Origin of the sequence: Parabacteroides sp. AF17-3, from assembly GCF_003635445.1 — a bacterium.
In the GTDB taxonomy this organism is placed as follows: Bacteria; Bacteroidota; Bacteroidia; order Bacteroidales; family Tannerellaceae; genus Parabacteroides; species Parabacteroides goldsteinii.
The window spans coordinates 45,797-72,252 of sequence record NZ_QTMM01000002.1 but is presented as its reverse complement, the minus strand read 5'-3'; the positions used below and the strand labels follow the sequence as shown (position 1 = coordinate 72,252).

Genomic DNA, 26,456 nt, shown 5'->3' with positions numbered 1-26,456 from the left:
TTTATCCGGTTGTAAATCTATTAAATTATAACCGAAATAAGCAATAATTGTTTGAATAAAGATTATTATTTTTGTTTATATTAACACAATAATGTCGCGTTTCCCAGCACACTCGCATCAGCATTAACATTTGTTTGTAGCAAATAGACAGAGTTCTGGTAGGACTTAGTTCTTGTTTTGGCTGTATGTATGTAAATGTTAAACCTGTTATTTAACTTTAGGATAAAGTGTTATGGAAATTTTCATTATTAATTCACCTAAACAATCTGACTTTATGAGGAAGAGCTTTGTTATGTTGGTACTATTCTGCATTGGGATATGTACAAATGTGCTGTGGGCACAAGGAAAAGTAAGCGGTGTTGTGATGGACAAAGAACTGAATGAGCCTCTTGCTGGCGTAAATGTTCTACAAAAGGGTACGACTATTGGAACCGTAACTGATTTCGATGGAAAGTATTCTCTGGAAGTTGGTGAAAATGCAATTCTGGTATTTTCTTATTTGAGTATGAAAACAGTGGAAGAACCGGTTAACGGACGTTCTGTTGTTAATGTTTCTATGGTTTCCGATTCTGAACAATTGGGCGAAGTTGTTGTAACTGCCATGGGTATCAAACGCGAATCGAAAACGTTGTCATATGCAGCCCAGACTGTTGGCGGCAAAGACTTGAATGAAATTAAAAACGTAAACATGATCAACTCTTTACAGGGTAAGAGTGCCGGTTTGCAGATCACTCCGAACTCTACCGGTGCGGGTGGTGCTTCCAAGATCCTGTTTCGTGGTAACAAATCTATTAATGGTAGCAACCAACCGTTGATTGTGGTAGACGGGGTACCTTTGATGATGAATGTGTCTGATTCACAGGTAAACAGTAATTATGGTGGAGGTCGTGATGGTGGTGATGCCATGTCTACGATCAATCCGGACGATATTGCTCAGATAACTTTACTGAAAGGTGCTTCTGCGGCGGCTTTGTATGGTGCTGTGGCTGCCAACGGTGCAATTATGATTACTACTAAATCGGCATCGTCGGGTAAAGTGTCGATCGATGTATCGAGCAATACAACAGTGGAAACAGTTGCTTCGTTGCCTAAGTTCCAGAATTCTTACGGAATGAGCAATGAGGGTACATTCAGTTGGGGGGACAAATTGTCGACTACTGCTCCAAATTATGCGAAAGATTTCTATCAGACTGGTTTCACTACCAACAATTCAATTGCTTTGAGTGGTGGTAATGAACACATCTCTTCTTATTTTTCTTATGCGAATGTAGCTTCTCACGGTGTAACACCGAAAAATACCTATATGAGTCATAACCTGTTGGCTAAAGTCGGTTTCCACCTATGGAAGAAAGTTCATATTGATGTAAGTGCCCGCTATAATAATCAGGATATTGAAAACCAGGCAGCAGCCGGTTTTCTGGGTAATCCGGTTACCGGTGCTTATTTGTTCCCGAGAGGAGAAGACTGGGATCATTACAAAAATAATTACGAGGTGTATAAACCTTCTTTGAACGCAAATGTCCAGAACTGGACGAATGTTGCCCAGGAACAATTCTCCAACCCTTACTGGATGGTGAACCGTCAGAAACCGACTTCAAACCGTAACCGTTATGAATTCGGAGGTAGTGTTAAATATGATATTATGGAAGGTCTTTCCGTTACCGGCCGTTTGCGTTACGAACGTGGTGATGAGAAATGGATATATAATGAATATGCTTCCAGTACAGGCGGACGTAACCAGATGGGTACTATGAAGGATTCCCGTATTTTTAGTGAACAGATGTATGGGGATATTCTGGCAAGCTATAATAAAAGTTGGGAAGATACTTATACCTTATCAGTAACGGCTGGTAGCAGTTTTACGAAAACAACTGGTTCCAGTGTTGATTTGATCGGTTGGGGTGACTCCAAGTTCTCGGTTGTAGATGGCAAACCGACCGGTAGTGCTTATTATCCGAATATCTTCTCTCCGGCTAACTATTACCGGATGACTACGACTGAATCATTGAAAGAAAAACGTTTGAATTCTGTATTCGCGACTGCTCAGTTCGGTTATAAGGAAGGTTTGTTCCTGGATGTAACTGCTCGTAATGACTGGTCTTCTGCTTTGGCATATACGGATGGTGTTTCTTTCTTCTATCCGTCAGTAGGTGCCAGTGCTTTACTGGATAAGTTTATTGACTTTGGCAAGAATGTTAATATGTTTAAGTTGCGTGCTTCTTACTCAATGGTAGGTAATGACGTTCCTATTTTTATGACGAATCTGCGTTATGAGTTGGGTGACCAGGGTGCTTTGACGCCTCCCGAAAATGCACCGTTCAAAACATTGAAACCTGAAAAGACAAATTCTTTGGAAGTTGGTTTTGACGGAACATTCTTTCAGAATCGCTTGGATGTGAACCTTACATATTATAAGACAAATACAAAGAACCAGTTCTTCTCAATCTCAGCTCCCTGGGAAACAGGTCTGAGAAACCGTTATGTAAATGCCGGTAATGTGCAGAACCAGGGTTTTGAAATTGGCTTGGGTTGGCATAATCAGTTTACCGATCATTTTAGCTGGAGTACAAACTTCAACTTTGCTTATAACGAGAATGAGATTAAGGAATTAGTAGATGAACTACCTGACGGTTTGACTCTGGCTGATTATGGCGGAGCAAAAGTGATCCTGAAGGAAGGCGGCCATTATGGTGACTTGTATGTTCGTCAGATCAAGAGAGATGACAACGGTAAACCTGTTGTTTCTGAAAACGGTGCTCCCCAGTTGGGTGGTGACGGTATTCAGGATCTGAAATATGTCGGTGATATGAATGCTAAAGTAAATATGGGTTGGACCAATACATTCCACTATAAAGATTTCACTTTGTCATTCCTGATCGATGCAAAGGTGGGTGGTAAAGTAATGTCAATGACTGAAGCTACGTTGGATGGTTGGGGTGTTTCCGAACGCTCTGGTGCTGCCCGCGATAATGGTAGTGTTGTGTTTGAAGGAGTAACTTTTGATCCTCAGAAATTCTATTCCGTAGTAGGTGCAACAAACTTCAATTCGCAGTATGCTAATGAGTTGTATGTTTACGATGCAACGAATGTCCGTTTGCGTGAGTTGTCTTTCGGATATACGTTCCGTAACCTTTTCGGTATCGGAAAGAATCTGAATGCGTCTTTGATTGCCCGTAACCTGTTCTTCTTCTACAAAGATGCTCCGATGGATCCGGATGTATCTGCCGGTACCGGAAACGGTTGGCAAGGGGTTGATATGTTTGCGTTGCCTTCTTCCCGTAGTGTTGGTCTTAATCTGAAATTAAACTTCTAATCTTGATTATCTATGAAATTAAATATATTATTCAAATATGCAGCCGCTTTGGGCCTGACTATTGCCTGCGGCACGATGATTGTCGGTTGTACTGATAATTTTGAGGAACTGAATACCAATAAATATGAAGTCGATCCGGATAACATGCCGTTTGAGGCTCAGTTCATAGAACCGATTACTTATGTATATGCTCCGCAGCAAAATATGTTCCAGTTTTGGACAAACCTGAGTGTAGATCTGTTTGGCGGTTATTTCATGACCCCTCACAACTTTGGAGGTAACGGGAATGCCGATTATAAATTGAACCGCGGTTTCTGTGGCGGTATGTATGAGAATTTTTATCTGCATATCTTCAATAATACCCGCCGTCTGATCAATGCCTGTGATGAAAAGGGTATCAAAGATTATGCTGCCGTTATGCGTGTTGTCCAGGTTTACGGTATGCTGATGACGACAGATGCCTACGGACCTATTGCCTATCAGTCTGTATTGGATGGCAATGATGTGGCTTTTGCTTATGATACACAGGAAAGTGTTTATAATAGTATGTTCACTTTGCTGGATGAAGCAATAGAAGGTTTCAAAAATGGAACTTCATCTGCAGCAGACATGCAACAGTTTGATTATTGGTGCAAAGGTGACCGCTCTTTATGGATAAAGGTTGCTAACCAGTTCAAACTGCGTATTGCGATGCGTATTGTAAAAGCGAATCCGACGTTGGCAAAACAGAAAGCGGAAGAAGCGTATCAGGGTGGCGTTCTGACCTCTGCCGATAAAGATATTCTGATTGATCAGGGTTTAAGTAATGAATTGACCCGTATGTTCGAATGGGGTGATTGTGGCGTCAATGCATCTTTGGTAACTATTATGGAAGGTTATAAGGACCCTCGTACACCGTTGTATATAACGAAGAATACTCAGGAAATTGTAGCCGAAGACGGATCTAAAATAGCTGTAGATACTAAGTATCTGGGCATACGTGCGGGTTGTGAATTACCTTCGAAGCCGAATAAATGGGGTGGTTTCTCAAGTGTCGTTTGTTCTTATGCTACTCCGTTCCCGGTAATGAAGGTGGCAGAAGCTTATTTCCTGCGTGCAGAAGGTGCTTTGCGTGGTTGGAGTATGGGTGGTAATGCCAAGGATCTGTATGAAGAAGGTATCCGTATCTCTATTAATAATGAGTTGAAATACAAAAAGGCTTATGTGAATGGAACGGTTGATATATCTGAACAAGATATCGAGAATTACATCAATGGTACTACAACGCAGATTGACTTCGTAGATCCGATTGACTCTAAAAATAGTTATAAAGCAATGAATACAGTGCCGGTTAAATGGAATGATGGTGCAAGCAATGAAGAAAAGCTGCAGCGTATCATTACGCAAAAATGGCTGGCAAACTTCCCGTTGTCTACAGAAGCTTGGGCTGAATATCGCCGTACAGGTTATCCTAAACTGTTCCCGGTTCGTGTTAACAGCAGTAACGGAACAATTGATACGGATGAACAAATTCGCCGTCTGATTTATTCTGAAATTGAAATCAATACAAATAATGCAGAATTACAGAAAGGTATTGATCTGTTGAATCAGGAAAACTCAAGTGGAAAATTTACCGGCGATATTGGCGGTACTCGTGTCTGGTGGGATAAAGCAAATGTGGGGAACTTCTAAATTGCAGATTCTGTTAGATAGTTAAAATAGAAAAAGGCTTCCTGTTTCAATGCAGGAAGTCTTTTTGCTTTATTCTAATATACCTTTCCCTTGGCGTACAATCTCAAACTCATCTGTGGTGCAATCTACAACCGTTGAGGCTTCGAAACCACCGTAACCACCGTCGATAACGATGTCCACCGTATTTTCATACTTTTCATGGATCAGCTCCGGATCAGTCGAATATTCGATCACGTCATCGTCGTCATGAACAGACATGGTCAGAATAGGGTTTCCCAGCTCCTTTACCAGGGTCCGGATAATATTGTTGTCCGGCACACGGATACCGACTTCTTTCCTGTTTTTGTATATTTTCGGCAATTCGCTGCTTGTCGGCAGGATGAAGGTGAAAGGACCGGGCAGGTTCTTCTTCATCAACTTGAAAGCGGAATTGCTTACTTTGGCATATTCGCTCAAATTAGAAAGATCGTAACAGATGATGGAAAGGTTGCTCTTTTGCGGATTGATACCTTTCATCTGGCAGATCTTTTCAACTGCGCGGACATTCAGTGCATCACAGCCGATCGCATATACTGTGTCGGTCGGGTAAATGACCAGGCCTCCGTCGCGAAGGACGTCGATAACCTTGTCTATTTCCCTCGGATTGGGATTTTCGGGGTATATTTTTATTAACATAACTGTCAGCTATTTACGGCTGGTTAGCCGTAAATAATATTTCCGTTCTCGTCGGTAAATTCTTCTAATCCTTTGCTGTACTGGTTCATGGCGCGAAGGCTCATGCCCATGCTTGAGAAACCACCATCGTGGAAAAGGTTCTGCATAGTAACCTTGCGGGTCAGGTCGGAGAACATTACGATGCAGTAATCTGCACATTCTTCGGCCGATGCATTACCCAGCGGACTCATCTTATTGGAGAAATCCATCAGATGATCCATACCTTTCACTCCGCTACCGGCTGTTGTCAGGGTCGGCGACTGAGAGATCGTATTGATACGTACTCCCTTCTCGCGTCCATAAATATAACCGAAGCTGCGTGCAATCGATTCTAGCAGGCTCTTGGCATCCGCCATGTCGTTGTAACCGAAGAAAGTACGCTGTGCTGCCACATACGATAAAGCAAGTACCGAACCGCAATCGGCGATAGCATCCTGCTTTTTGGCTACCTGGAGCATCTTGTGGAAAGAGACGGCGGATATATCCAATGTCTTTCCCAGCATATCGTAATCCAGGTCATCGTATGTACGTTTTTTGCGCACATTCGGACTCATACCGATAGAGTGCAATACGAAATCTATTTTTCCTCCCAGTATTTCTACTGATTTTGAGAATACCATTTCCAGATCTTCCACGCTAGTGGCATCTGCCGGCAGCACTTCTGCGTTCAGCTTTTTAGCCAGGGCGTCGACTTCACCCATACGTACGGCAACCGGCGTATTACTTAATGTAATAGTTGCCCCTTCTTCCACAGCCTTTTCTGCCACTTTCCAGGCAATCGACATCTCGTTCAGCGCACCGAAGATAATGCCTCTTTTACCTTTCAATAAATTATGACTCATACCTTTATTTAATTTATTTACGGCACAAAAGTACATAAAATGTGCAAGATAAACAATTTATGTCCGGCTTTGCTGCATAACTTGTGGAGAACTTCCCTTAAAAGAAAAAGCCCGGACGCATATTTCTGCATCCGGGCCTCCTGTTATTTGTCGGAAAATTATTCCCTGTAATAAACTCTTTTTACCCGTGGAGAAACTGAGGTCAGTATCTCGTAAGGTATAGTTTTCAGCTTGTCGGACAGTTCGCTTACCGGAAGTTCTTCGCCGAAGACGATGACCGGGTCGCCTTCCTGGGCGTCTGTGTCGGTCACGTCGATCATGCAGGCATCCATACAGATATTTCCGACGATCGGACAGCGTTTTCCGTTGATGGAGACTTCGCCTCCCCGGTTACTGAAATGACGGTCCAGGCCGTCGGCATAACCGATCGGGATAATGGCGATGCGCGAATCACGGTCCACATAAGTACGGCGGCTGTAACCGATGGAGTCGCCAGCCGGGACATGTTGTATCTGAAGGATGGTGGTACGCAGGGTACTGACATTGCGCAGGCCTTTTATGCCGGAAGCACTTACACCGTATAGTCCGATTCCCAGGCGGACCATATCCATCTGATAGTCCGTGAAACGTTCGATTCCGGCAGAGTTCAGGATATGTTTGATGACTTTATATTCCAGGCCGTTTTCCAGTTCGGCAGCCGCCTGGGTAAATGTATTCAGTTGTTTCTTTGTGAAATCATCGAAGATGGATGAGTCGCTTCCCACCAGATGGGAGAATACAGAACGTGCCGTTACGCCACTTTGTTCTTTCAACCGTTCACAGATGGCCGGGACGTCATCCGGTTGGAATCCCAGACGGTGCATTCCCGTGTCTATCTTGATATGGATCGGGTAGGAGGTGATCCCCCGTCGTTCCGTTTCCTTAATCATGGCATCCAGCAGGCGGAAGCTATATATCTCCGGCTCCAGATTGTTTTCAAACAAGACATTGAAACTGCTGAATTCCGGATTCATTACGATAATAGGGATTGAGATGCCCTCTTTACGGAGTTCCGCCCCTTCATCGGCAACGGCAACGGCCAGGTAATCGCAACGATGTTCCTGTAATGTTTTAGCCAGTTCGTATGAACCGGCCCCGTATCCGAACGCTTTTACCATACAAACCATCTTGGTTTCCGGTTTCAGTTTCGAACGGTAATAGTTGAAGTTATGCACAACCGCGTCCAGGTTTACTTCGAGGATCGTTTCATGCACTTTCTTTTCCAGTAACTCGGAGATACGTTCGAAGTGGAAGTGGCGTGAGCCTTTTATCAGGATCAGTTCGTCTTTGAACTTCTTGAATGTCGGTGATTTGAGAAATTCATCCGTGCTGAGGTAAAATTCCTTTTCGATATCGAATGCACTGCCATATTCTTTCAGATCCCGTCCGATACCGATAATCCGGTCGATGTTTTTACGGCGAACCAGGTCGGCAACCTTTTTGTAAAGCGACTTGGGCAAGGTGCCTGATTGCAGGATATCAGAGAGGATCAACGTACATTTCAGGTTCTTGTCCACATGGCGGCTCTGCTGGAAGTCGAGGGCGATATCCAGCGAGTTGATATCCGAGTTGTATGTGTCGTTGATCAGCATGCAATTGTTGATGCCTTGCTTCACGTCCAGGCGCATGGCGACAGGCTCCAACCGGGCAAATTTATTGGCATCATTTACGCTGGTCGGCTTCAGATAAAGCATTACTGCCAGGCAATGGATCACATTTTCAATGGAAGCATCATCGGTGAAAGGTATGACATATTTCTGAGTCAGCCCGAGCAGTGTGCAAAGGATGACTGTTTCTTTCTCTTTCTTTTCGATCTTTTCGATATAAAGCGGTGCATCCGAGTCTGTCCGGCTCCAGGCAATCGCCTTATGTGAAAGGCAGGCCGATTCGATACAGTTGGATATAAACGCATCATCCCCATCATATATAATAGCTTCGCATTCATTGAACAACGTTAGTTTCTCCAGGCATTTCTGCGTGGTGGAAATGAAATTTTCCTGATGTGCTTCTCCGATATTGGTAATAACACCGATAGTCGGTGAAATGATCGGGCGCAGGTTTTCCATCTCATCCGGTTGGGAAATGCCGGCTTCAAAGATCCCCAGCGTATTCTTGTCGCTTATCTGCCAGACAGATAGCGGCACGCCCAACTGTGAATTGTAACTGCGTGGCGAGCGGACAATGTTGAATTCCTTGTGCAATAGTTGATAAAGGAACTCCTTTACAATCGTTTTCCCGTTACTGCCTGTAATGCCGATCACCGGGATATTGAACTGTTTCCGGTGATGGGTAGCCAGTTTCTGAAGTGCTTTCAACGTATCTTTTACCACCAGGAAATTTGCTTCTCCGAGCGATTCGAACTCCGGAAGCATTTCGCTCACTACAAAATTGCGGACGCGTAGTTTGTAGAGTTCCTTTATATATCTGTGTCCGTCGTTGGTCTTTGTCTTAAGGGCAAAGAAGAGACTTTGTTCCGGAAAAGAAAGCCGGCGACTGTCAGTCAGCAAAATGCTGATGGTGCTATCCTGCAAGTTATTTGCCTGCGCACCGATAATTCTGACGATTTCTTTTATTGAGTATTCCATTCTTTACATTAGTTTAGACTTTATTATTTCCATCTCTTTTGTACTATCAAAGGAAGGAAATTTCTCGTTAATTCGTTCCATCTTTAACAAAGTTTGCGAGATGAAGCGTTTATAGGCTTCACTTTCGGGTTGAAACGGGCGATGATTAATAGCCTTTTGGATCTCTGCCCATTCTTTAAGAAAGCCTTTCGTTTCATCGGATAAGAAATTTTCTGTAAAACGTTGCCAAATATAATCAACAGCGAGTTCCGAAGGATGCAGCATATCGGTTGCATAGAAGCGGTAATCGCGCAGCTCATCCATCATGATTTCGTAGGCGGGGAAGTAAGCGATCCGTTCCGGATAGGCCGTCTGGAGCGTATCGGCTGCCAGTAGCAAAGTGGCCTTACTGAGTTGATTGCCATGTGCCCCGTCCTTCCAGTGGCGTATCGGACTGACGGTGAAAAGTATCTTCAGGTCCGGGCATTGCTCCCATAAGGAGAGCAACAACTCCTTCCATTCCGACACAATCTCCGCCACGGATAGCATCGAGCGGTCAAACATTTTCTCCGGTAGCTTATGGCAGTTTGCTACCACCTGGCCGGAACTTTTCAACCGGTAGACATAGGCAGTCCCCAGTGTGATCACCATATATCCGGTTTTCCTGATTTCTTGTGCCGAGGCAAACAATCTGTCGTTAATCTTTTCCAGGCACTCTGTTTCCGAGGTGGAAGAGAAACGGCTGTGGTGCGTAAAACTATGATATACGCCTTCGTGCCGGAATAAATCATTTGCTGTAAACCGCTCCGGATGCAGCAGCATTCGCAATGCGGTAGCGATGGATGCCGGATTATACAGTGTTCCGAACGGATTAATATCGACATTGAACTTGTTCTCAGCCAGCTTCGCCCCGATATTTTCCGCAAAACAGGAACCGAGCAGTAAGATGCGTTCCTGCCAGGAAAACCGGAAAGGAGGCTTGGGTATTTTGATAGCGGTGTATAGTTCCATATTATTCCGTTGGGTCGTTAGGTAACGGGCCGGCTGTTGGTTGCTGGGGCGAACGCCTGGTGTAGAAAGCCCGTTTTCCGCACCAGCTCTTTTGTATCTGATTGTCTTCAAGCAGCTGTTCCAGATCTTTTTTAGTCTTTTGCCGCGTGCATTGGTTCAGGCTGGCAGCAACCGTCAGGTTGATTGTCCCATAGTTTTTTATATACCACAGGATACGTTTCTGCCGGATATCGGCATTGTAGTTTTTTTTCTCGCTGGTCCCTTCCCGCCGTTCGATACGAACGCCCCGGAAACGTTTCTTCAACTCCGGATCAGCACGGAACTCCACGTTCTTAAACTCAATGGATGCCGAGCGTATATCTTTTTTGTTTTCCACCTGCTGCTTGCATCTCAGCGTCACCGAAAACGTGCCGATCCCTTCCAGATGTACGCTCTGGCTATTACTGAGACAGAAGTACAACCGATCGCTGATTGCCTTGATTGCCCCTTTGATATCGGCTGTCGTGAAAGTGCTCATGCTCTCGATCATCCGCGCCAGTTCGTTGGTATTGACGGTCTGGATATTGATAGCTCTGGCATGTAACGTCGGCTTCTCTTCCCCATTTCTGGGGGGATTGGCAAATAAGTCGTATTCAATACTCATATTCCTCCTGATGTTTAAGGTTTAACGTCATGACTATTAAGGATTTTTCTCCCTAATCTTATTTATGGAACAATTTCTTTCCGTAAATGTAAGGTTAGGAATACAAATATGTAAGGAATGCTTTACTTTTCTGTAGTGTGTTCCTTTCATATTTAAAAGTCCGTACCAAAGGTAATAAATCTCCTGATATAAAGAATTAATTATTCGGTACTTTTTCTTAGTTCTAGTAGGATTATTGGGTATGTGTTGTAAAGTGCTGAAAGAAAAGCTATATAGTTATATATTAATGTACGCCCGTACATTAATATTATTGAGTAAAAAATGTGTGAAAAAATAGAGTGTAATTGGTTGATTAATAAAGTGGCGATTGAGAAAAAGCCGTGGCGAAATAAAACGTTCCTTTTTTCTCGTCAACAAAAGTAAGAATTAGTTTCATACCAACCATTCTTTTTAAGATATTTTTTATCTGTCTATATGCTTTCTTATCAATCGAATAGCAAACAATGTACAAAACAGGGCCTTTCACAAACGAAAGGAAAGCCCCCCAAAAAAATGGCGAGATTAAAGGAACGTTTAAACTCGCCATTTTTTGGGGAGTGGAACGTTTCTATTGTGAATTGGACTTATTACACTTTAGTATTAATATTAAATTATTTATTATGAACAAAAAGTTCTCTACTCTTTTTGCAGGTGTAGCATTGTTAGGTGCAACATCTGTTTTTGCAGCAGACAACGTTACTTCTTTAGTTGAAGGAACCAATAGCGGTTTATATCAACTGAAAACAGACGGCGGTCAGTTCTTGTCGATTAATGAAGACGGAAAGTTAAGTGTTGTTGATGCTATTGAAGCTGACAATGTGGCAAGTACTTTGTGGTGTGTCACTGTTACAGAAGAAAATAAGGGAAAAGCTCCTTATTTTGATTTTGTAAACAAAGGCGCTGAAGCATTGTTGTCTATTACAATGGAAGAATTTGCTGCTGGTGCTACAGCAACAACTGTTGCTCCTGAAGTTGGTGGTGAGGTCAGTGGTTGGGCATTTTCTCCTACTTATGAAACTTTGGTAAATGAAAAGCCTCTGTATTCTTATTTTACAACAGACTCTGTAGTAGGATTCGTTGTTGATAATGGTACTGTAGTTTTAAAGAAAGACTTAGCAAGTAATGCAGCTACAACTTTTACTACTACTTTCTCTTTGGTTGAAGCTGATGCTGTTACTTTGAATGCAGAGCAGATCAACACTAAACTGGGTATTCAGAAAAAAGATGCTGGCGTTAAGCTGACATTTACTCCGGATGCAAGCAACACAAGTTTGAAAAACCCGTTCAGCCAGGAATTATTCTTAGCTGCTCAGGTAGAAGGTGAAGACTTTGTTTACATTACAAGAAAAGAAGATGCTAAAGCTTTGTTTGTTGATACTGCTTATATCAACACAACAGGTTCTATGTTCCTCGCATTTAATTATATGGAGGATCTGGATGAGTTGAAAGATAGCGATTTGGAAGGACATGGTCAGTTCTTGTTCACTTATTTCCCGACAAATGACTCTTTGGTTATTCAGGTAAAGAGTATCATTAAAGAACCGACTGCTGGTAGCTGGGCTGCTACGACTGCTACATCTATCACTGATAATGATGATGATTTCAACTATGTAACAGTTCAGGATTTGGTAAAAGAAGATCAAATTCGTGTCGTAACAATTGGTGAAAAGAAAGAAACTGATATCGTATTAGGTTTCACTTCTTGTAAAGAAAGCGATACAGACAGAGTATCTTTGGAAGATGGTGTATATTTCATCCGCAATGCTAAAACTAATAAGTATTACGCATCTCCGATCCATATCGATGGTGAAGAAGCACAATGGGTAAGCGTTGACGCAGACGAACAGAATGTAAACCATATGCCGGCTTATCAGTGGGTTGTTCTGAAAACTAAAACATCTGAATACTTCGCTGCTACTTCTCCGGTGGATGTTGCAAACCGTGAATATGCAGGCTTGAATAAAAATTATCAGTTTACTCAGGCTGAAGGTTCTTCTAAATATTTCTGTGAAGCTATCTCTGCTACTGACTCTTTGGTTATTACAAAGATTACAGATGCAAATGTCTTAGGAGATGAACATCTTGGTTACAAATATCTGACTAAGGATGAGTTGATGATTACTAACTATGCATTCAACTACTTCAACCCTTATACAATGGAAAAATACATTGCTCAGGTGGCTGGTAGCAACAAATTGAATGTATTGCAGGATACTCCGACTTATTTCGAAATCAAACCGGTTAATGGTAACGTAGCAGCTGATTATGGTTATAAAGTAACAGCAGACGTTAAAAAGAGAATTAATGGTTTGGCTCAGTTGAAGAGAGAGTCTTATACAATCCACACTAAGAATGCTGTTATTGCTTTAGGTGAAGAAAATAACTTTGTGATCACAGATAAAACTGCTGCAAGCAAATTCTTCTTCAAAGAAAACAATCAATTGGATGCTACTTGCTATTATGCATTTGTAGATGCTGAAGATGTGAACGCAGATGGTTCATTCAACTTCAAAGCCGGTGTTGCTGACCAGAGTTTGACTGCCCTGTTGCAACAGCAGGTTATCAATGAAGTTAGAACATCTGCTTTCTCTATCGGTTTAACTGACCAACCTCTGTATCGTCGTTTCAACAATGTTAAATTGGATGGCGCTGTAGAAGGTAATGAAGATGCAACTAAGCTCTTGAAGTTCAAAGAAGCATACGTAAACGACTACTTGATGGACGAAACTAACGTAAACTTCAAGCGTGAAGGTATGAGCTACTTAGGTATCGGTGCTGCTAATATTGCTGAAGCTGGTCTGTCATTCAATGTTCGTCCGTACAACATTGGTAAATCTGCACAGTATAATATCAAACCGCAATACTTAATCTATGTAAGCGAAACTGTAAACGAAGGTTCTGAAAACATTCCTTGTGATGCAACTAACCACAAACACATGAATGCTGATGGCGAAGAATGTGGACCGGAAGATTGTATCCACGCAACTCCGGCTGTAGAAGGCTTCAACCGTTACAAACTGTTGGTTAGCTTCGCTGACTCTACAGATACACAAGTTGTTACAGAAAAACAACTTTACAAGTTCGGTAAATATGTTCGTGTAGGTTTTGTAGATGCTGTAGAACAGGATAGCGTAATCTATATCTTGGGCAATACATTTGCAACTGTTGCAACTAAAGATCTGAGCATGGATGATGTTAAGAAAGCTCTTGAAGCTAAGAAGATCTCTTCTATTAACATGAAAGCTACTGTTAAGGAAGACAAACATCACAACTACACTTGGTCATTCCGTTATATCGACCCGACTAAGGCTGCTAACGAAGTAGAAGAAGATCGCGCATTCTTGATCGAATCAAATGCTGTAGCTCCTATAGCTCCGAAGAATGCAGCATGGATCAAGAACCAGAATAACTGCTTGGTATTGTCTGCTATGGATGCTTCTTTCGATGATGCTAAGACTGGTGGTGATGCTGCTTTGATCTTCAACATCGAAAAGGGTGCTGCTGACGATATGGCAACAGACAATGAAAGCATCAGCGCTTCTGAAGTATCAGTAGTTGCAACTAACGGTGCCGTTATCATTAAGGGTGCTGAAGGTAAGACTGTTGCTATCAGCAATGTTCTTGGTCAGACAATTGCTAACACTGTAATCACTTCTAGCGAAGCTACAATCTCTGTTCCTGCAGGTGTAGTTGTAGTAGCTGTTGAAGGTGAAGCTGCTGTTAAGGCAATCGTAAAATAAGATAATTTATAATCAAAAATAAATTCTAAAATTTCCACGAGTTGGAGTCTAGGTGTTGCATGCAACGCCTAGACTATCCATCAATTACCCTGTGATAGGCGAACAAGTGGTTATTAATATTAAGTAATAAAATAAAGTTCTTACTGTAATTTCTCCCGTGAGGAAGGAATACAGAAAAAAACAGCCTCTGCGATCTTGTGTCGTAGAGGCTTTGTTGGTTGCAGTTGTTTTGCGTGGTAAAATAGGTTGAAAATGAAAAAATGTAATTAATTTAGCTGCCAGGAAATAGTGTTAATGCTTGAAATCAATATGGGAAAACTGGATAAACAACAAGAGTACTTTGTTTTGTCTGCTTTGAAGCAAGACAGCAAAGAGGCTTTCTCATTATTGTTTCAGACCTATTATACCGATCTTGTATTGTTCTGCGGGAATTTTATAAAAGACAAAGATTCTTGTGAAGACATTGTTCAATCAATCTTTTTAAAACTTTGGAACGAGAGGAAAAACATACAGATTGAAACTTCTTTGAAATCTTATTTGTTGAAGGCTGTCCGTAACAGTTGTTTTGATGAATTTCGTCATCTTGAAATTGTCCGTCAGTATGAGACGGAGTATGAAAATACAGTACTTGATTCTTACGATACGGAAAATTATGTCTTGTATTCAGATTTGCATGACCATTTGCGTCATGCCTTGGAACAGGTGCCGGAGTTGTATAGGGAAGCTTTTGTGTTGAATCGCTTTGAAGGATTGAAATACAGGGAAATAGCAGAAAAACTGAATGTATCGGAGCGGACAGTTGAAGTCCGTGTCAGTAAGACTTTGGAATTATTACGGAAACATTTGAAAGAGTTCTTCATGCTATTGCTTTCAATAGGTATTCCCTAAAAAAAGTTATAAGCCATGTGGGAAATGATTCCCCGGACGTCTTAAATACTATAAAAGAGAAAAAATGACAGACAAAGATCAAATACAACCTATTATCACAGCTTATCTATCCGGTAAAGCAACGGCAGAAGAACGCCGTAAACTGGATGATTGGGTGAAGCAATCTCCTGATAATGACCGATATTATCAGGAAATGCGTAATATATGGCAGGTGATGCACCCCGCTTTTACCCCCTCTGAGATTAATGTATTTGAAGCCGAGAAAAAAGTTTTAGCAAATATCGCAACCACAAGGAGGAATATCGCCCGTACATTAATTATCTATTGGCAACGTATGGCTGCTGTCCTTGTCATCCCTTTGTTGATCATCTGTACTTATTTATTTTTAGAGAAGGATAATGGGGTGTATGATGCGATAGAGTATCAGGAAGTGAAATCACCTCACGGTACTTTCTCTGAAGTCCGTCTGCCGGATGGAACGAATGTTTGGCTGAATGGTGGAAGTACCCTGAAATATCCCTTAACTTTCCGGAAAGGCGAGCGGGATGTTTTCTTGAGTGGCGAAGGATATTTTGAAGTGCATTCGGATAAAGAAAATCCTTTTATCGTAAAAACCGATCAGATAACTCTCCGGGCTACCGGTACGGCTTTTAATGTGGAGGCCTATGGAAGTGATTCTATTACTGCTGTTACTATGGTTAACGGAAAGATAGATGTCGCTTTCGGAAACTCTTCACCTGTTGCTATGGTTCCGGGAGAACGAGCTTCCTTTAATAATCTCACGAAACAATGTCTTATTGCAAAGACTGATCCTTATAAGTGGTATGCCTGGAAAGACGGACTGATGATATTCAGGGATGACCCATTATCGTATGTCTTTAAGCGCCTGGGACTAACTTTTAATGTGAATATAGAATTAAAAGATCCTTCTTTAGCTAATGCACCTTATCGTGCTACTTTTGAATATGAATCGTTGGATGAAATATTGCGTTTACTTGAAATGAGTGCTCCTCTGCATTTCAAGCAGAATAAGAGGGTGAAGGACCGGAATAATGCATATGAGAAGCAAACAATAGAAGTGTATAAAAGAAAAAGGTGATGAAAAATATCACCTTTTTATCTTCCGAATAAAGAAAATCTGATTTTAAATAAAAAAATGACTTTTCAGTTGTGGTAAAAAACAGCTGAGACGTCTTAGTTATGTATGAAAAGATAATTATTATTTGTTCACTATAAAAATCTGATGCCTATGAAGTAGTCAATTATTAAGATCAATGAGTAAGCAGCTTTAAATAAAAAGGAAAGGTGTGCGAGACCTTTCCTTTGATTGTTTAGCTGTTTAAAAGTTTTTAGTCAACCTTATTTTTCTAACTAAACAAACAAATGTATGAATTCCATTTCGGATAAAAAAATCGAAAGGCTAAGTTTTGCCATTAAAATTTTTCGAGTTATGAGATTATGCTTGTTATTTATAGCTTTAAGTCTAACGCAAGTTTTTGCCTCGGTATCTTATTCTCAATCAACTTCATTGACGCTCAAAATGAAAAATGTTTCTATTGAAGATGTATTGAATAAGATAGAGGAAAAAACAGAATTCCGCTTTTTGTATAATAAAGACGTTGTAAACGTGGGACAAAGAGTGAATGTTTCTGTTAATGAAAGTAGCATTTCGGATATTCTGAATAATATACTGAAAAATACAGATATACATTATACTATTAGCGATCGTCAGATTGTATTAAGTAAAAGTGGATTATTCGCTTTGGTTAGTAATGAACGGATTGTGACCGGGATAGTGACTGATGAGAATGGAGAACCAATCATTGGTGCTAATATTATAGTAAAGAATGATCCGACACTAGGAGGGATTACTGATGTCAATGGTAAATTTAGTATAACAGTTCCTGAAAAGGCAACATTGGTTATTTCTTATATAGGATATGAATCCAAAGAAATAGCTGTGACTAATCAATCTGCAATACAGGTCGTTTTAAAAGAAAGCCACAGTCAATTGGATGAAGTGATCGTTGTTGGTTATGGCTCGACATCAACCAGAAAAACGGTAAGTTCAGTAACTAGTGTAAAAACAGATAAGATAGACGAACTGCCATATACAAGTACATCTGCTGCGTTGCAGGGACGTGCTGCCGGTGTAATTGTTCAGCAAACAGGAGGAGAACCTGGTGGAACAGTTCCTACAATTTCTATCCGCGGTGGTGGTACTCCTCTTTATATCATTGATGGTATTATTCGTGAACCATTGGACTTTAATGCTTTGACTTCTTCTGATATTGAATCAATATCAGTATTGAAAGATGCGAGTGCAACAGCTGTATATGGTGCTCAGGCTGGTAACGGTATCGTTCTTGTCACTACTAAGAGAGGAAATAGTGAAAAGATCAATATTGATTATACTGCAGGTTTTGATTGGAGCAGACCGACCATTATTCCGGACCGGGTCAATGCTGTTGAATATGTAACGGCAGCCAATAAAGCGGCTGAATATGATGGCCGTGGAGCTTATGCCATGTACTCGGAAGATGTGGTCAATAAAGTGTTGAACCATTCTGATCCGGCTAATTATCCGGATAATGACTGGCTGAAAATGGCAATCAATAATTTTGCACCTCAGATGCGGCATAACCTGTCTATGTCGGGTAAATCTAAAAATGGTGTGAAATATTATACTTCTCTGGGTTATTTAAATCAGGAATCTTTATTTAAGCAGTCCCATAACAATACTTTTAAACGCTATAATATCAGAAGTAATGTTTCTTCCTCTTTTGATAATATCGGTTTGGAAGTGGGGCTGAATCTGGATGCAATTTTGGAAAAGAGAAATCCGAATCCATATGGTCAGTCACAGATTTGGAGAAACTTATTGGCGTATAACAAACCAATAGACGTGGCTTACAATCCTGACGGGACTTACAGTGCTTTCTCTGTTCATCCATTGGCCTGGCTGGATAAAGAATCGGGATATGACCGGGTTTCGGATAATATATTAAACACACAACTTTATGCAACCTGGACGTTACCTTGGGATAAAGGGTTAAAGTTTAAAATTTTGGCTAACTCCCGCTATTCTAATTATAATGAAAAGTATTTTAAATCCAGTGCTCCCCAATATTCTCCTTCCGGGGTATTGAAGGAGGCTGCCCCATCTGAAATGTCACTGACAAATAGCTGGTGGCGTAATAATACATTGGAGGCTAGTGTGGAATATAGTCGTGCTTTTGATCGACACTTCCTCGAAGTCCAGGGAGTGTATAGCTATTATAATACGACAAATGAAGAATTCAGTGCATCGAGAAATGGCTTTATTTCAAATGATTTCGACCAGTTGTTTGCCGGAGACGCATCTACACAGCAGAACACCGGAACGGCTCAGGAGGGAGCACGTATTGGGTATGTGGGACGTTTGAGATATAATTATGCTGATAAGTACCTGTTGGAGGGAAACTTCCGTTATGATGGTTCTGATAATTTCGCAAGAGATCAGCGTTGGGGATTTTTCCCATCAGGTGCTGTTGCATGGGTTGTTTCGGAAGAAGGCTTTATGAAGACATTGAAGGATAAGCAGATTATTGATTTCTTTAAAATCAGAGCTTCTTATGGACAAGTGGGGTTGGAAACCGGAGTTGCTCGTTTTGGTTATATTCCTACTTATTCATATAACTCTCAATCTGCCGTTGTAGGAGGTGAGTTTGTTCCAGGTTTTACAGAAGGGAATCTGGTGTCGAATGCTTTGAGTTGGTATACAAAAGATGTATTTGATATTGGTTTTGATATGGCGTTCCTGAACAATCATTTGAATTTTACTTTCGATTATTATTATTATAAGACGAAAGGATATTTGATCTCTCCTCAGAATCGTTATACAACTACATTGGGAAAAGATCTTCCACAAGTGAAATCGAATAGTATCCATCGGCGGGCTGGTTATGAAGCAATGGTAAGATATAAGAATAAAGTCGGTCATTTGAATTATGATCTGGGTTTCAATTTTACGACTTATGATGAGTTGTGGGAAGTAAATGAAAGTGAATCGGAAGCCACTTTGAAAAACCCTAAAAAGCGTTCAACCCATCAAAAGAATTATTATGGAAATGCGTATCAGTCAAGTGGTATCTATCAAAGTGCAGCAGATGTCCTTGATAATCCTCGTTTCCTGAGTGCTACGGAATTGAAACCGGGTGATCTGGCTTATATTGATGTAAATGGTGATGGTAAAATTGATTCGGAAGACCAAGTGAGAATCGGTAAACCGTTCTTCCCGTCATTTAACTATGGCTTTGATTTCAATTTGGATTACAAAGGCTTTTTCTTGTATGGACTATTTCAGGGTACAGGACCGCGTTATGTTGAATTAAGCGGTTTGATGAAAGGTGGTAATACTATGGAGATGAATTATAAGTATCAGCTGGATTTCTGGACTCCGGAAAATGCGGATGCGGCTTATCCCCGTGCTTCTTCTTATCAGAATATTAATAGTTCGAACAATACGCAGTCTTCTGATTTCTGGATTAAAAATGCAAGTTATTTCCGTTTGAAGAGTCTGCAGTTCGGATACGATTTCAAGAATATATTGTTGAGGAATGTGAATGCGATTAGTAAATTGAAATTATCGGTAATGGGGACCAATCTCTTTACTATCTCTGGTGTGAAAGATTATTTCGATCCTGAAGTTGTGGATGGTAGCGGACAGGGATATCCTGTTCAACAGACATTCTCAGTTGCATTAAATGTTGGATTTTAAAAAGAAACAAATATGAAATATATAGCAATTTTATCGACTTTTATTCTTTTGTTTGCCTCATGTGCAGATGATCTGGATAAATCTCCATTGGATAAATTTTCAGAAGATAAGGTGTGGAGATCTGCAGAAGGAGCACAGACTTTTATTAACGGGACTTTATATGTATCCAAGTTGCTGACGGAGAATGCAGATGACTGGAGTGATAATTCAGTTGTCAACACAGAGATGAGCGCTGCTGTCAGAACAGTTCGCGAGTTGATGACGAATGCCAATGATTATGGTTGGAACAAATTCGGTGAAATCCGCCGGTGCAATCTGATTATAGAGAAGGTTACTGCTTCCGAAGATATAAAAGAAGCGGATAAGGAACCTCTGATCGCACAGGCTAAAATGCTCCGTAGTATTGTTTATTATACTCGTGCCAGATTGTTTGGACGCTTGATGATCGTTGATCGCGTACTGACTCCGGATGACGACCTTATGTTTCCTCGTTCGAAAACGATAAAAGAAACTTATGATTTTATTATTAATGATCTGACTGAAGCTGCGGAAGGATTGCCGACAACTGCTTCTGCGGGTGCTTTGACAAAAGGTGCAGCGTATGCTTTAAAAGCAGCTGTTTGTTTGCAGGGAGCAGCTTTTTTAACAGATTCTAATGAGAAAAGGGATTATTATCAGCAAGCAAAAAAAGCATGTGAAGACTTGTTTACATTGGGTATTTATTCTTTGGAAAGCGATTATGGAAAATTGTTCAATGATTATTCTACCGGGTTAAGTTCGAAAGAGGTGATTCTGGCCACTTATTATTTATCAGAGACGACAAAGATGTCAGGAACATGGATGCAATCTATTGTCCCTAACCAGGGAGCTGGAAAAATACCGGAAGAGGTGGCTGCTGTATGGCCTGTGGAAAACTTTGAGGGGTGGCATGATAAATCTCCGTCTCAGGATTTGGTTGACGCTTATGAGGTGGTTGATGCCGACGGGAATGCTAAAACATGGGATGAAACATCTTACTATAAGAATTTCAAACCGAATGTCGATTATGTAAGTAATGCAATCTATAGGAACCGCGATGCCCGCTTTTATTCAACGATAGCTTACGACTCAGTCAAATATTTTAATTCAATCATTACAACACGTGTTGGTGGAAACTTGTATTATTTGAATAATAAGGAGAAAGACCGTCATATGACAAAAACAGGTTATTTATATATTAAGAACCTCTATCAGGATAAATCGGTCATTGCTGGCGTGCCGACAGACTGGCATTTGATTCATTTGCGTCTGGGACGTTCGTATCTAGACTATGCGGAAGCTTTGTTGAGACTGGGGGAAACAACTACAGCAATTGAATATATAAATAAGGTTAGAATGACTCATGGAAAGTTACCAGCTTTGTCGACAGCTCTTTCCTTTGATCAAGCCTGGAAATATTATAAACAGGAACGCCGTGTTGAACTGGTGCAGGAAGAAGATAGATATTGGTCTTTACTCCGTTGGGGAAAAGAAGACGGATTGGATGAAATTGAAGAACTTAATACACCTCCGACAGCAATAGAGATTGCGGCTGATGGCAAAAGTTTTGAGATCATACCGGTTCCGGTTGTAGGTCCGTCTAATGATAGAAAATTTACAACCAGAAGATACTTTTTACCGATACCCAAAAATGAAACAATTCTGAATGAAAAGTTGTCGGATGATCAGAATCCGGGTTGGGAATAATTATGAATATATTAGAATTTATTGAATATGAAACAACTGATATTAATTAAGTACGTATTGCTCTCTTTCTTGTGTATCTGTTTGTCATCGTGTCTGACGGCAGGATTAGATGATGATCTGCCTGTTTATACAGAGGCGGAAGTAACGGCATTCAATTTTGAATATCGCTGGACTATACAGGAGGGTATTAGTGAGAAGTTACAAGTAAAAACATTGACTGCACAGACGAAAATCAATCAGGCAGAAGGACTTATTGAATGTGCTATTACGGTGCCTAAAGTTTCCGGAACATTTACGGAAGAAGTAAGAAATCAGGTTTCCTTATCCAAATTAATAGGATATGCAACTATTTCAACTGCAGCATCAATTGCGCCTGTAGGTTCTGCTCCGGTATTGGGGAAAGTTGGAGATTTTTCTCAATCAGATATGGTCTATGAGGTGACTGCGGCCGATAATAAGAATAAAAAGCAATGGAGATTGGTGATTACAAGTTTTACTAAGTAGCTGTAACCATATGTAAGAAGCACTCTTTTGGAATAAAGCTAAGCGATTATTCTTTAAGAGTGCTTTTTTGTATCTATAATATGATTTGACAGAATAGAAATTGAGTTAAAGTGAAGAGATTAATATATTTATTTATCATCTTATTCCATTCTTGGTTGTATTGTTATGCAGAGTCAGGACAACGGATCAGTGTATTGGATTTTGGAGCAATACCGGATGATGGGCTTGATGATTCGGAGAATATTCGTAAAGCTTGTGAATATTGTAGGGATAATAAATCTACCGTCTTGTTTTTTCCGCCAGGTCTGTATAATTTCAGGGATTCACTGGCATTACAGATTGAGCGAGAGGCTATAAGCGGAGTATATGGAGAGAATGTACAAGGTCGCTTATTTAAACCGGATGCCCCTTATGTGAAAGCATTGGATTTGTTTGGAGCGGAGAATCTGGTTGTGGAAGCGGAAGGTGCTATATTATTATTGGAGGGATGGTATGAAGTTGTTTCGATAGATAAGGCCCGGGAGGTAACAATAAAAGGTTTGAGTATTGTTTATCGGAGGCCGCCTAATACGGTGGGGAAGATAACTAAATTGAATGAAGGTAGCTTTGATATGCAGATCGATCCTGAACGGTATTTTTATTTGGATAAAGATGTAACAGGCAGAGTTCATTATGTGGATGCTATGAGAGAGAGATTATATACTGGTGGCAGAGTTTCCGGAAAAGAGTTGCTTTCGAAAGACATGATCCGGATTTATACTGATTTTAGACCTTCTACAGGTGATTTCTGTGTATTGCGTCATTCCGGGCATTATCGTCCTGCAATTATGATAAAGGAATCGTCTGATATTTATATTGAAGGAGTTAAGATTCATAGTCAGCCGGGTATGGGAGTTGTCGGACATCTGTCGGAAAATATAACTTTAGAGAATCTGCAAGTGATTCCGGAAGCTGGTATGATTATTTCAACTAATACGGATGCAACACATTTTACTAGTTGTAAAGGAGAAATTGTGATAGAAAATTGTAAATTTGGAGGGCAGGGAGACGATTGCACAAATATTCATAATTATTATTATACAATTGTTCCCCAAACAAAAAGATCTGTAGAAATAAAAATACAAAATGCAGACCTTCATGCTTTATCATTGGATTATCCGGACGTTGGTGATACTTTGTTGGTTGTGAATAGGAGTAATTTGATGGAGAAAGAACATTTTATAGTGGAGCAGGTAGATACGTCTACTGTAGACTGGAGGGTGAGTGTGACATTGAATAAAGACTGGCTTATCGGTTCTCCGGATCTTTATTATATGACAAATATTACACGTCGTCCCTCTGTTCGGATTACGAATAATACAGTGAAGAGTCACTTGGCAAGGGCATTTTTGATAAAAAGCAGGAATGTTCTTATCAATAAAAATGTAATACAGAATAGTACTGGAACGGCTATTCAATTAGGAGCTGAGGCTGGTTGGCGTGAAAGTGGTCCGGTGGAGAATGTGTTGATTGAAAATAACTGGATTTCCGGTTGTGGTTATGCACAAGGAACTCAGGGAGCTTCATCCGGAATCAGTATATCTGCATCCGGTATAAGAGAGAAGACGGGTTTTTTAAACAATAATATTCTTATTCGGAATAATATTATTGAAGCGGTAAATGAACATGCTATATCGGTTGAAGACGCGAAGAGTGTTCGGATCATCAACAATGATATTTCGGGATGTCCGCATCCTGTTTACATGAAAAATACTGAATCTGTAACGGTGAAGGATGTTCGTTACTCTGATTAGTAATGGAATTATAATAAAAGTAATGTGTGAATAACCATTTATATAATAAAGTATCATGAAGAAGTTTTTATTTGTGTTTTTATTCTGGACTCTTGTTTGTGGCGGAACTCTTTCCGCTCAAGACCGTTGGTCGATCAACCCCGACGGCAGTATCTCCTGGAATGTCAAAGACCGTATCCTTCATTATGACCATATTGAGATGAGCGGGCTGAAAGTTTCGACTGTGCTCCGTTACGGGGTGAATGCGGACGGCTCTTTTGAACTGAATAAAAGTATGGTTTGGCCCATGTTGCGCACTATCCCGAACAATACGCATGCCAGCCTGATGCGTCGTTTTGCCTGGAATGCAACGGACATGGTGGCGGTGAACGGACAATCGTTATCCGGAGAAAAGGTGAATAAGATTACGCTGGATGGGAAAATGACTGTAGAAAGTGCCATCGGATTATCGCGTAATGCAAAGGCTGAACTGACACGCATCATTTTCCCGGCGGTGGCGAAACCGGCCGTTTATGAAAAGTATATCCTTCGGAATACAGGTAGTTCGCCTCTTACGGTGGAAGTGCCCGAATCGCGTGCCGTGATTAACACAGACCCGGAAAAAGGAGTGGACGGCAGTTATAAATTAGTCTCGGAAATTATCGGGGCAGCAACCAAACAGCTTCAGCCGAAAGAAGAACTTGTTTTTTATGCTGCTATCACCGGCTATAAAAACGGTGAAGCAGAATTGAAACCTGATGTGGAAAAGGAACTTCAGGAGCGGAAGGAACTGATTGCAGGCTTTTGGAATAACCTGATTCTCGAAACACCGGACCCAGTTGTCAATACCATGTTTGCCTTTGCCAAAATACGTGGTGCTGAAAGTATTTACGATACCAAAGGCGGATTGATGCACGGTCCTGGCGGTGAGTCATATTATGCCGCTATCTGGGCAAACGACCAGGCCGAATATATCAATCCCTTCTTTCCTTATCTCGGATATGGAGCCGGAAATGGCTCGGCCCTTAATTCGTTTAAACATTTTGCCCGTTTCATGAATCCGGAGTATGAAAAGATACCGAGTTCAATCATCGCAGAAGGTATTGATGTTTGGGGTGGGGCCGGTGACCGTGGCGATGCGGCAATGGTCGCTTACGGAGCTTCCCGTTATGCCCTGGCAAGAGGTGACAAGGCGGAAGCCGAAGAGTTGTGGCCTCTGATTGAATGGTGTCTGGAGTATTGCCATCGTAACCTGAATGATAAAGGAGTGGTCGCCTCTGATTCAGATGAACTGGAAGGACGTTTTCCTGCCGGAAAAGCCAATCTTTGTACCTCTTCATTGTATTACGATGCGTTGCGCTCGGCTGTCTATCTGGGAAAAGATTTGAAGAAGCCTTTTTCTGTATTGAGTGCTTATGAAAAACAGGCAAGAGACCTTCGGGAAAATATGGAAAACTATTTCGGAGCCAAAGTCGAAGGCTTTGACACGTATCAATATTATGAAGGAAACGATATCCTTCGCTCCTGGATTTGTATTCCTCTGACTGTTGGAATCTTTGACCGCAAAGAAGGTACGATCAATGCCCTGTTCTCTCCCCGTCTGTGGACGGAAAACGGTTTGTTAACCCAGGCAGGAAGTGAAACATTCTGGGACCGTTCCACCCTTTATGCTTTAAGAGGCGTATATGCCTGCGGGGCAACCGCGAAGGCAACAGAATATTTGAAATTCTATTCCAATCAACGCCTGTTAGGTGAGCACGTGCCTTATGCTATCGAAGCCTGGCCGGAAGGAAGTCAGCGCCATCTTTCTGCAGAAAGCGGATTATATGGGCGTATCATCACAGAAGGAATGTTCGGTATTCGTCCGACAGGACTGAAATCCTTCACTTTTACTCCCCGTTTGCCGTCGGAATGGAACAGTATGAACTTGCGTAAAATAAAAGCATTTAATACAACATTCGATATCGAAGTGCTCCGTGAGAATGGAAAACAGTTAGTTACTGTCAAATCCGAGGGGAAGACACTATTACATAAAGCCATAAAAGAAGGAGAAATCGTTTCTGTTAAACTAGACTGATTACTAATCTATTACAGTTTCCTCGTAGTTCCCTGGGCAGGGAACTCTGATTTCCTCCCAAGGAAACTCCGGTTTCTTGGGAGGAAATTGTATTTATCTCCCTGTTTGTTCCATTGTAGAACCACACTATTGTTTGGGTGCAGCCTTAATCTTTT

General features: G+C 41.2%; 15 protein-coding genes. 10 read left to right on the top strand and 5 right to left on the bottom strand.

Annotated features, from left to right (window positions below; translation table 11 throughout):
* The first annotated feature begins 274 nt into the window (after positions 1-274).
* Together DWW91_RS02565 and DWW91_RS02560 are read left to right on the top strand one after the other, a co-directional pair.
* Positions 275-3,313, top strand: coding sequence for a SusC/RagA family TonB-linked outer membrane protein (locus tag DWW91_RS02565; RefSeq protein WP_009859934.1), 3,039 nt, complete (start codon positions 275-277; stop codon positions 3,311-3,313).
* A 12-nt stretch (positions 3,314-3,325) separates the two neighbouring features.
* Positions 3,326-4,984, top strand: a complete 1,659-nt coding sequence (locus tag DWW91_RS02560) for a SusD/RagB family nutrient-binding outer membrane lipoprotein (RefSeq protein ID WP_122326871.1) — start codon at positions 3,326-3,328, stop codon at positions 4,982-4,984.
* 69 nt (positions 4,985-5,053) lie between these two features.
* Here the strand turns inward: DWW91_RS02560 and DWW91_RS02555 are convergent, their stop codons facing one another.
* The 5 genes from DWW91_RS02555 to DWW91_RS02535 form a co-directional block, all read right to left on the bottom strand.
* Positions 5,054-5,659 carry an L-threonylcarbamoyladenylate synthase gene (locus DWW91_RS02555; RefSeq protein WP_046146121.1) on the bottom strand — a complete coding sequence of 202 codons (606 nt, stop codon included), beginning with the start codon at positions 5,657-5,659 and terminating at the stop codon, positions 5,054-5,056.
* A gap of 23 nt (positions 5,660-5,682) precedes the next feature.
* Positions 5,683-6,540 (bottom strand): enoyl-ACP reductase, encoded by an 858-nt coding sequence (locus tag DWW91_RS02550; RefSeq protein WP_046146122.1) that lies wholly within the window; start codon positions 6,538-6,540, stop codon positions 5,683-5,685.
* Between the two features lie 158 nt (positions 6,541-6,698).
* Positions 6,699-9,164 carry a bifunctional UDP-N-acetylmuramoyl-tripeptide:D-alanyl-D-alanine ligase/alanine racemase gene (locus DWW91_RS02545; protein ID WP_009859930.1) on the bottom strand — a complete coding sequence of 822 codons (2,466 nt, stop codon included), beginning with the start codon at positions 9,162-9,164 and terminating at the stop codon, positions 6,699-6,701.
* A 3-nt stretch (positions 9,165-9,167) separates the two neighbouring features.
* Positions 9,168-10,154 (bottom strand): GSCFA domain-containing protein, encoded by a 987-nt coding sequence (locus DWW91_RS02540; protein ID WP_122326870.1) that lies wholly within the window; start codon positions 10,152-10,154, stop codon positions 9,168-9,170.
* 1 nt (position 10,155) lies between these two features.
* Positions 10,156-10,797 (bottom strand): HU family DNA-binding protein, encoded by a 642-nt coding sequence (locus DWW91_RS02535; RefSeq protein ID WP_009859928.1) that lies wholly within the window; start codon positions 10,795-10,797, stop codon positions 10,156-10,158.
* 659 nt (positions 10,798-11,456) lie between these two features.
* On the opposite strand from DWW91_RS02535, the gene DWW91_RS02530 reads away from it, so the two are divergent.
* The 8 genes from DWW91_RS02530 to DWW91_RS02495 all read left to right on the top strand — a co-directional run bounded on the left by DWW91_RS02530 (position 11,457) and on the right by DWW91_RS02495 (position 26,301).
* Positions 11,457-14,576: a DUF6383 domain-containing protein gene (locus DWW91_RS02530; RefSeq protein WP_048316560.1), complete on the top strand. Its 3,120-nt coding sequence runs from the start codon at positions 11,457-11,459 to the stop codon at positions 14,574-14,576.
* 309 nt (positions 14,577-14,885) lie between these two features.
* Complete coding sequence (locus DWW91_RS02525; protein ID WP_009859926.1) at positions 14,886-15,464, top strand: RNA polymerase sigma-70 factor; 579 nt, start codon at positions 14,886-14,888, stop codon at positions 15,462-15,464.
* 64 nt (positions 15,465-15,528) lie between these two features.
* A complete protein-coding gene (locus DWW91_RS02520; RefSeq protein WP_122326869.1) occupies positions 15,529-16,563 on the top strand; it encodes a FecR family protein in 1,035 nt (344 codons plus the stop codon).
* 441 nt (positions 16,564-17,004) lie between these two features.
* On the top strand, positions 17,005-20,223 hold the full coding sequence (locus tag DWW91_RS02515; RefSeq protein WP_228100118.1) for a TonB-dependent receptor: 3,219 nt from the start codon (positions 17,005-17,007) through the stop codon (positions 20,221-20,223).
* Between the two features lie 12 nt (positions 20,224-20,235).
* Positions 20,236-21,948: a RagB/SusD family nutrient uptake outer membrane protein gene (locus DWW91_RS02510; RefSeq protein ID WP_046146129.1), complete on the top strand. Its 1,713-nt coding sequence runs from the start codon at positions 20,236-20,238 to the stop codon at positions 21,946-21,948.
* A 27-nt stretch (positions 21,949-21,975) separates the two neighbouring features.
* Positions 21,976-22,452: a hypothetical protein gene (locus DWW91_RS02505; RefSeq protein WP_009859922.1), complete on the top strand. Its 477-nt coding sequence runs from the start codon at positions 21,976-21,978 to the stop codon at positions 22,450-22,452.
* 110 nt (positions 22,453-22,562) lie between these two features.
* Positions 22,563-24,245, top strand: a complete 1,683-nt coding sequence (locus DWW91_RS02500) for a right-handed parallel beta-helix repeat-containing protein (protein ID WP_122326868.1) — start codon at positions 22,563-22,565, stop codon at positions 24,243-24,245.
* Between the two features lie 55 nt (positions 24,246-24,300).
* A complete protein-coding gene (locus DWW91_RS02495) occupies positions 24,301-26,301 on the top strand; it encodes a hypothetical protein (RefSeq protein WP_122326867.1) in 2,001 nt (666 codons plus the stop codon).
* The last annotated feature ends 155 nt before the right edge of the window (positions 26,302-26,456 follow it).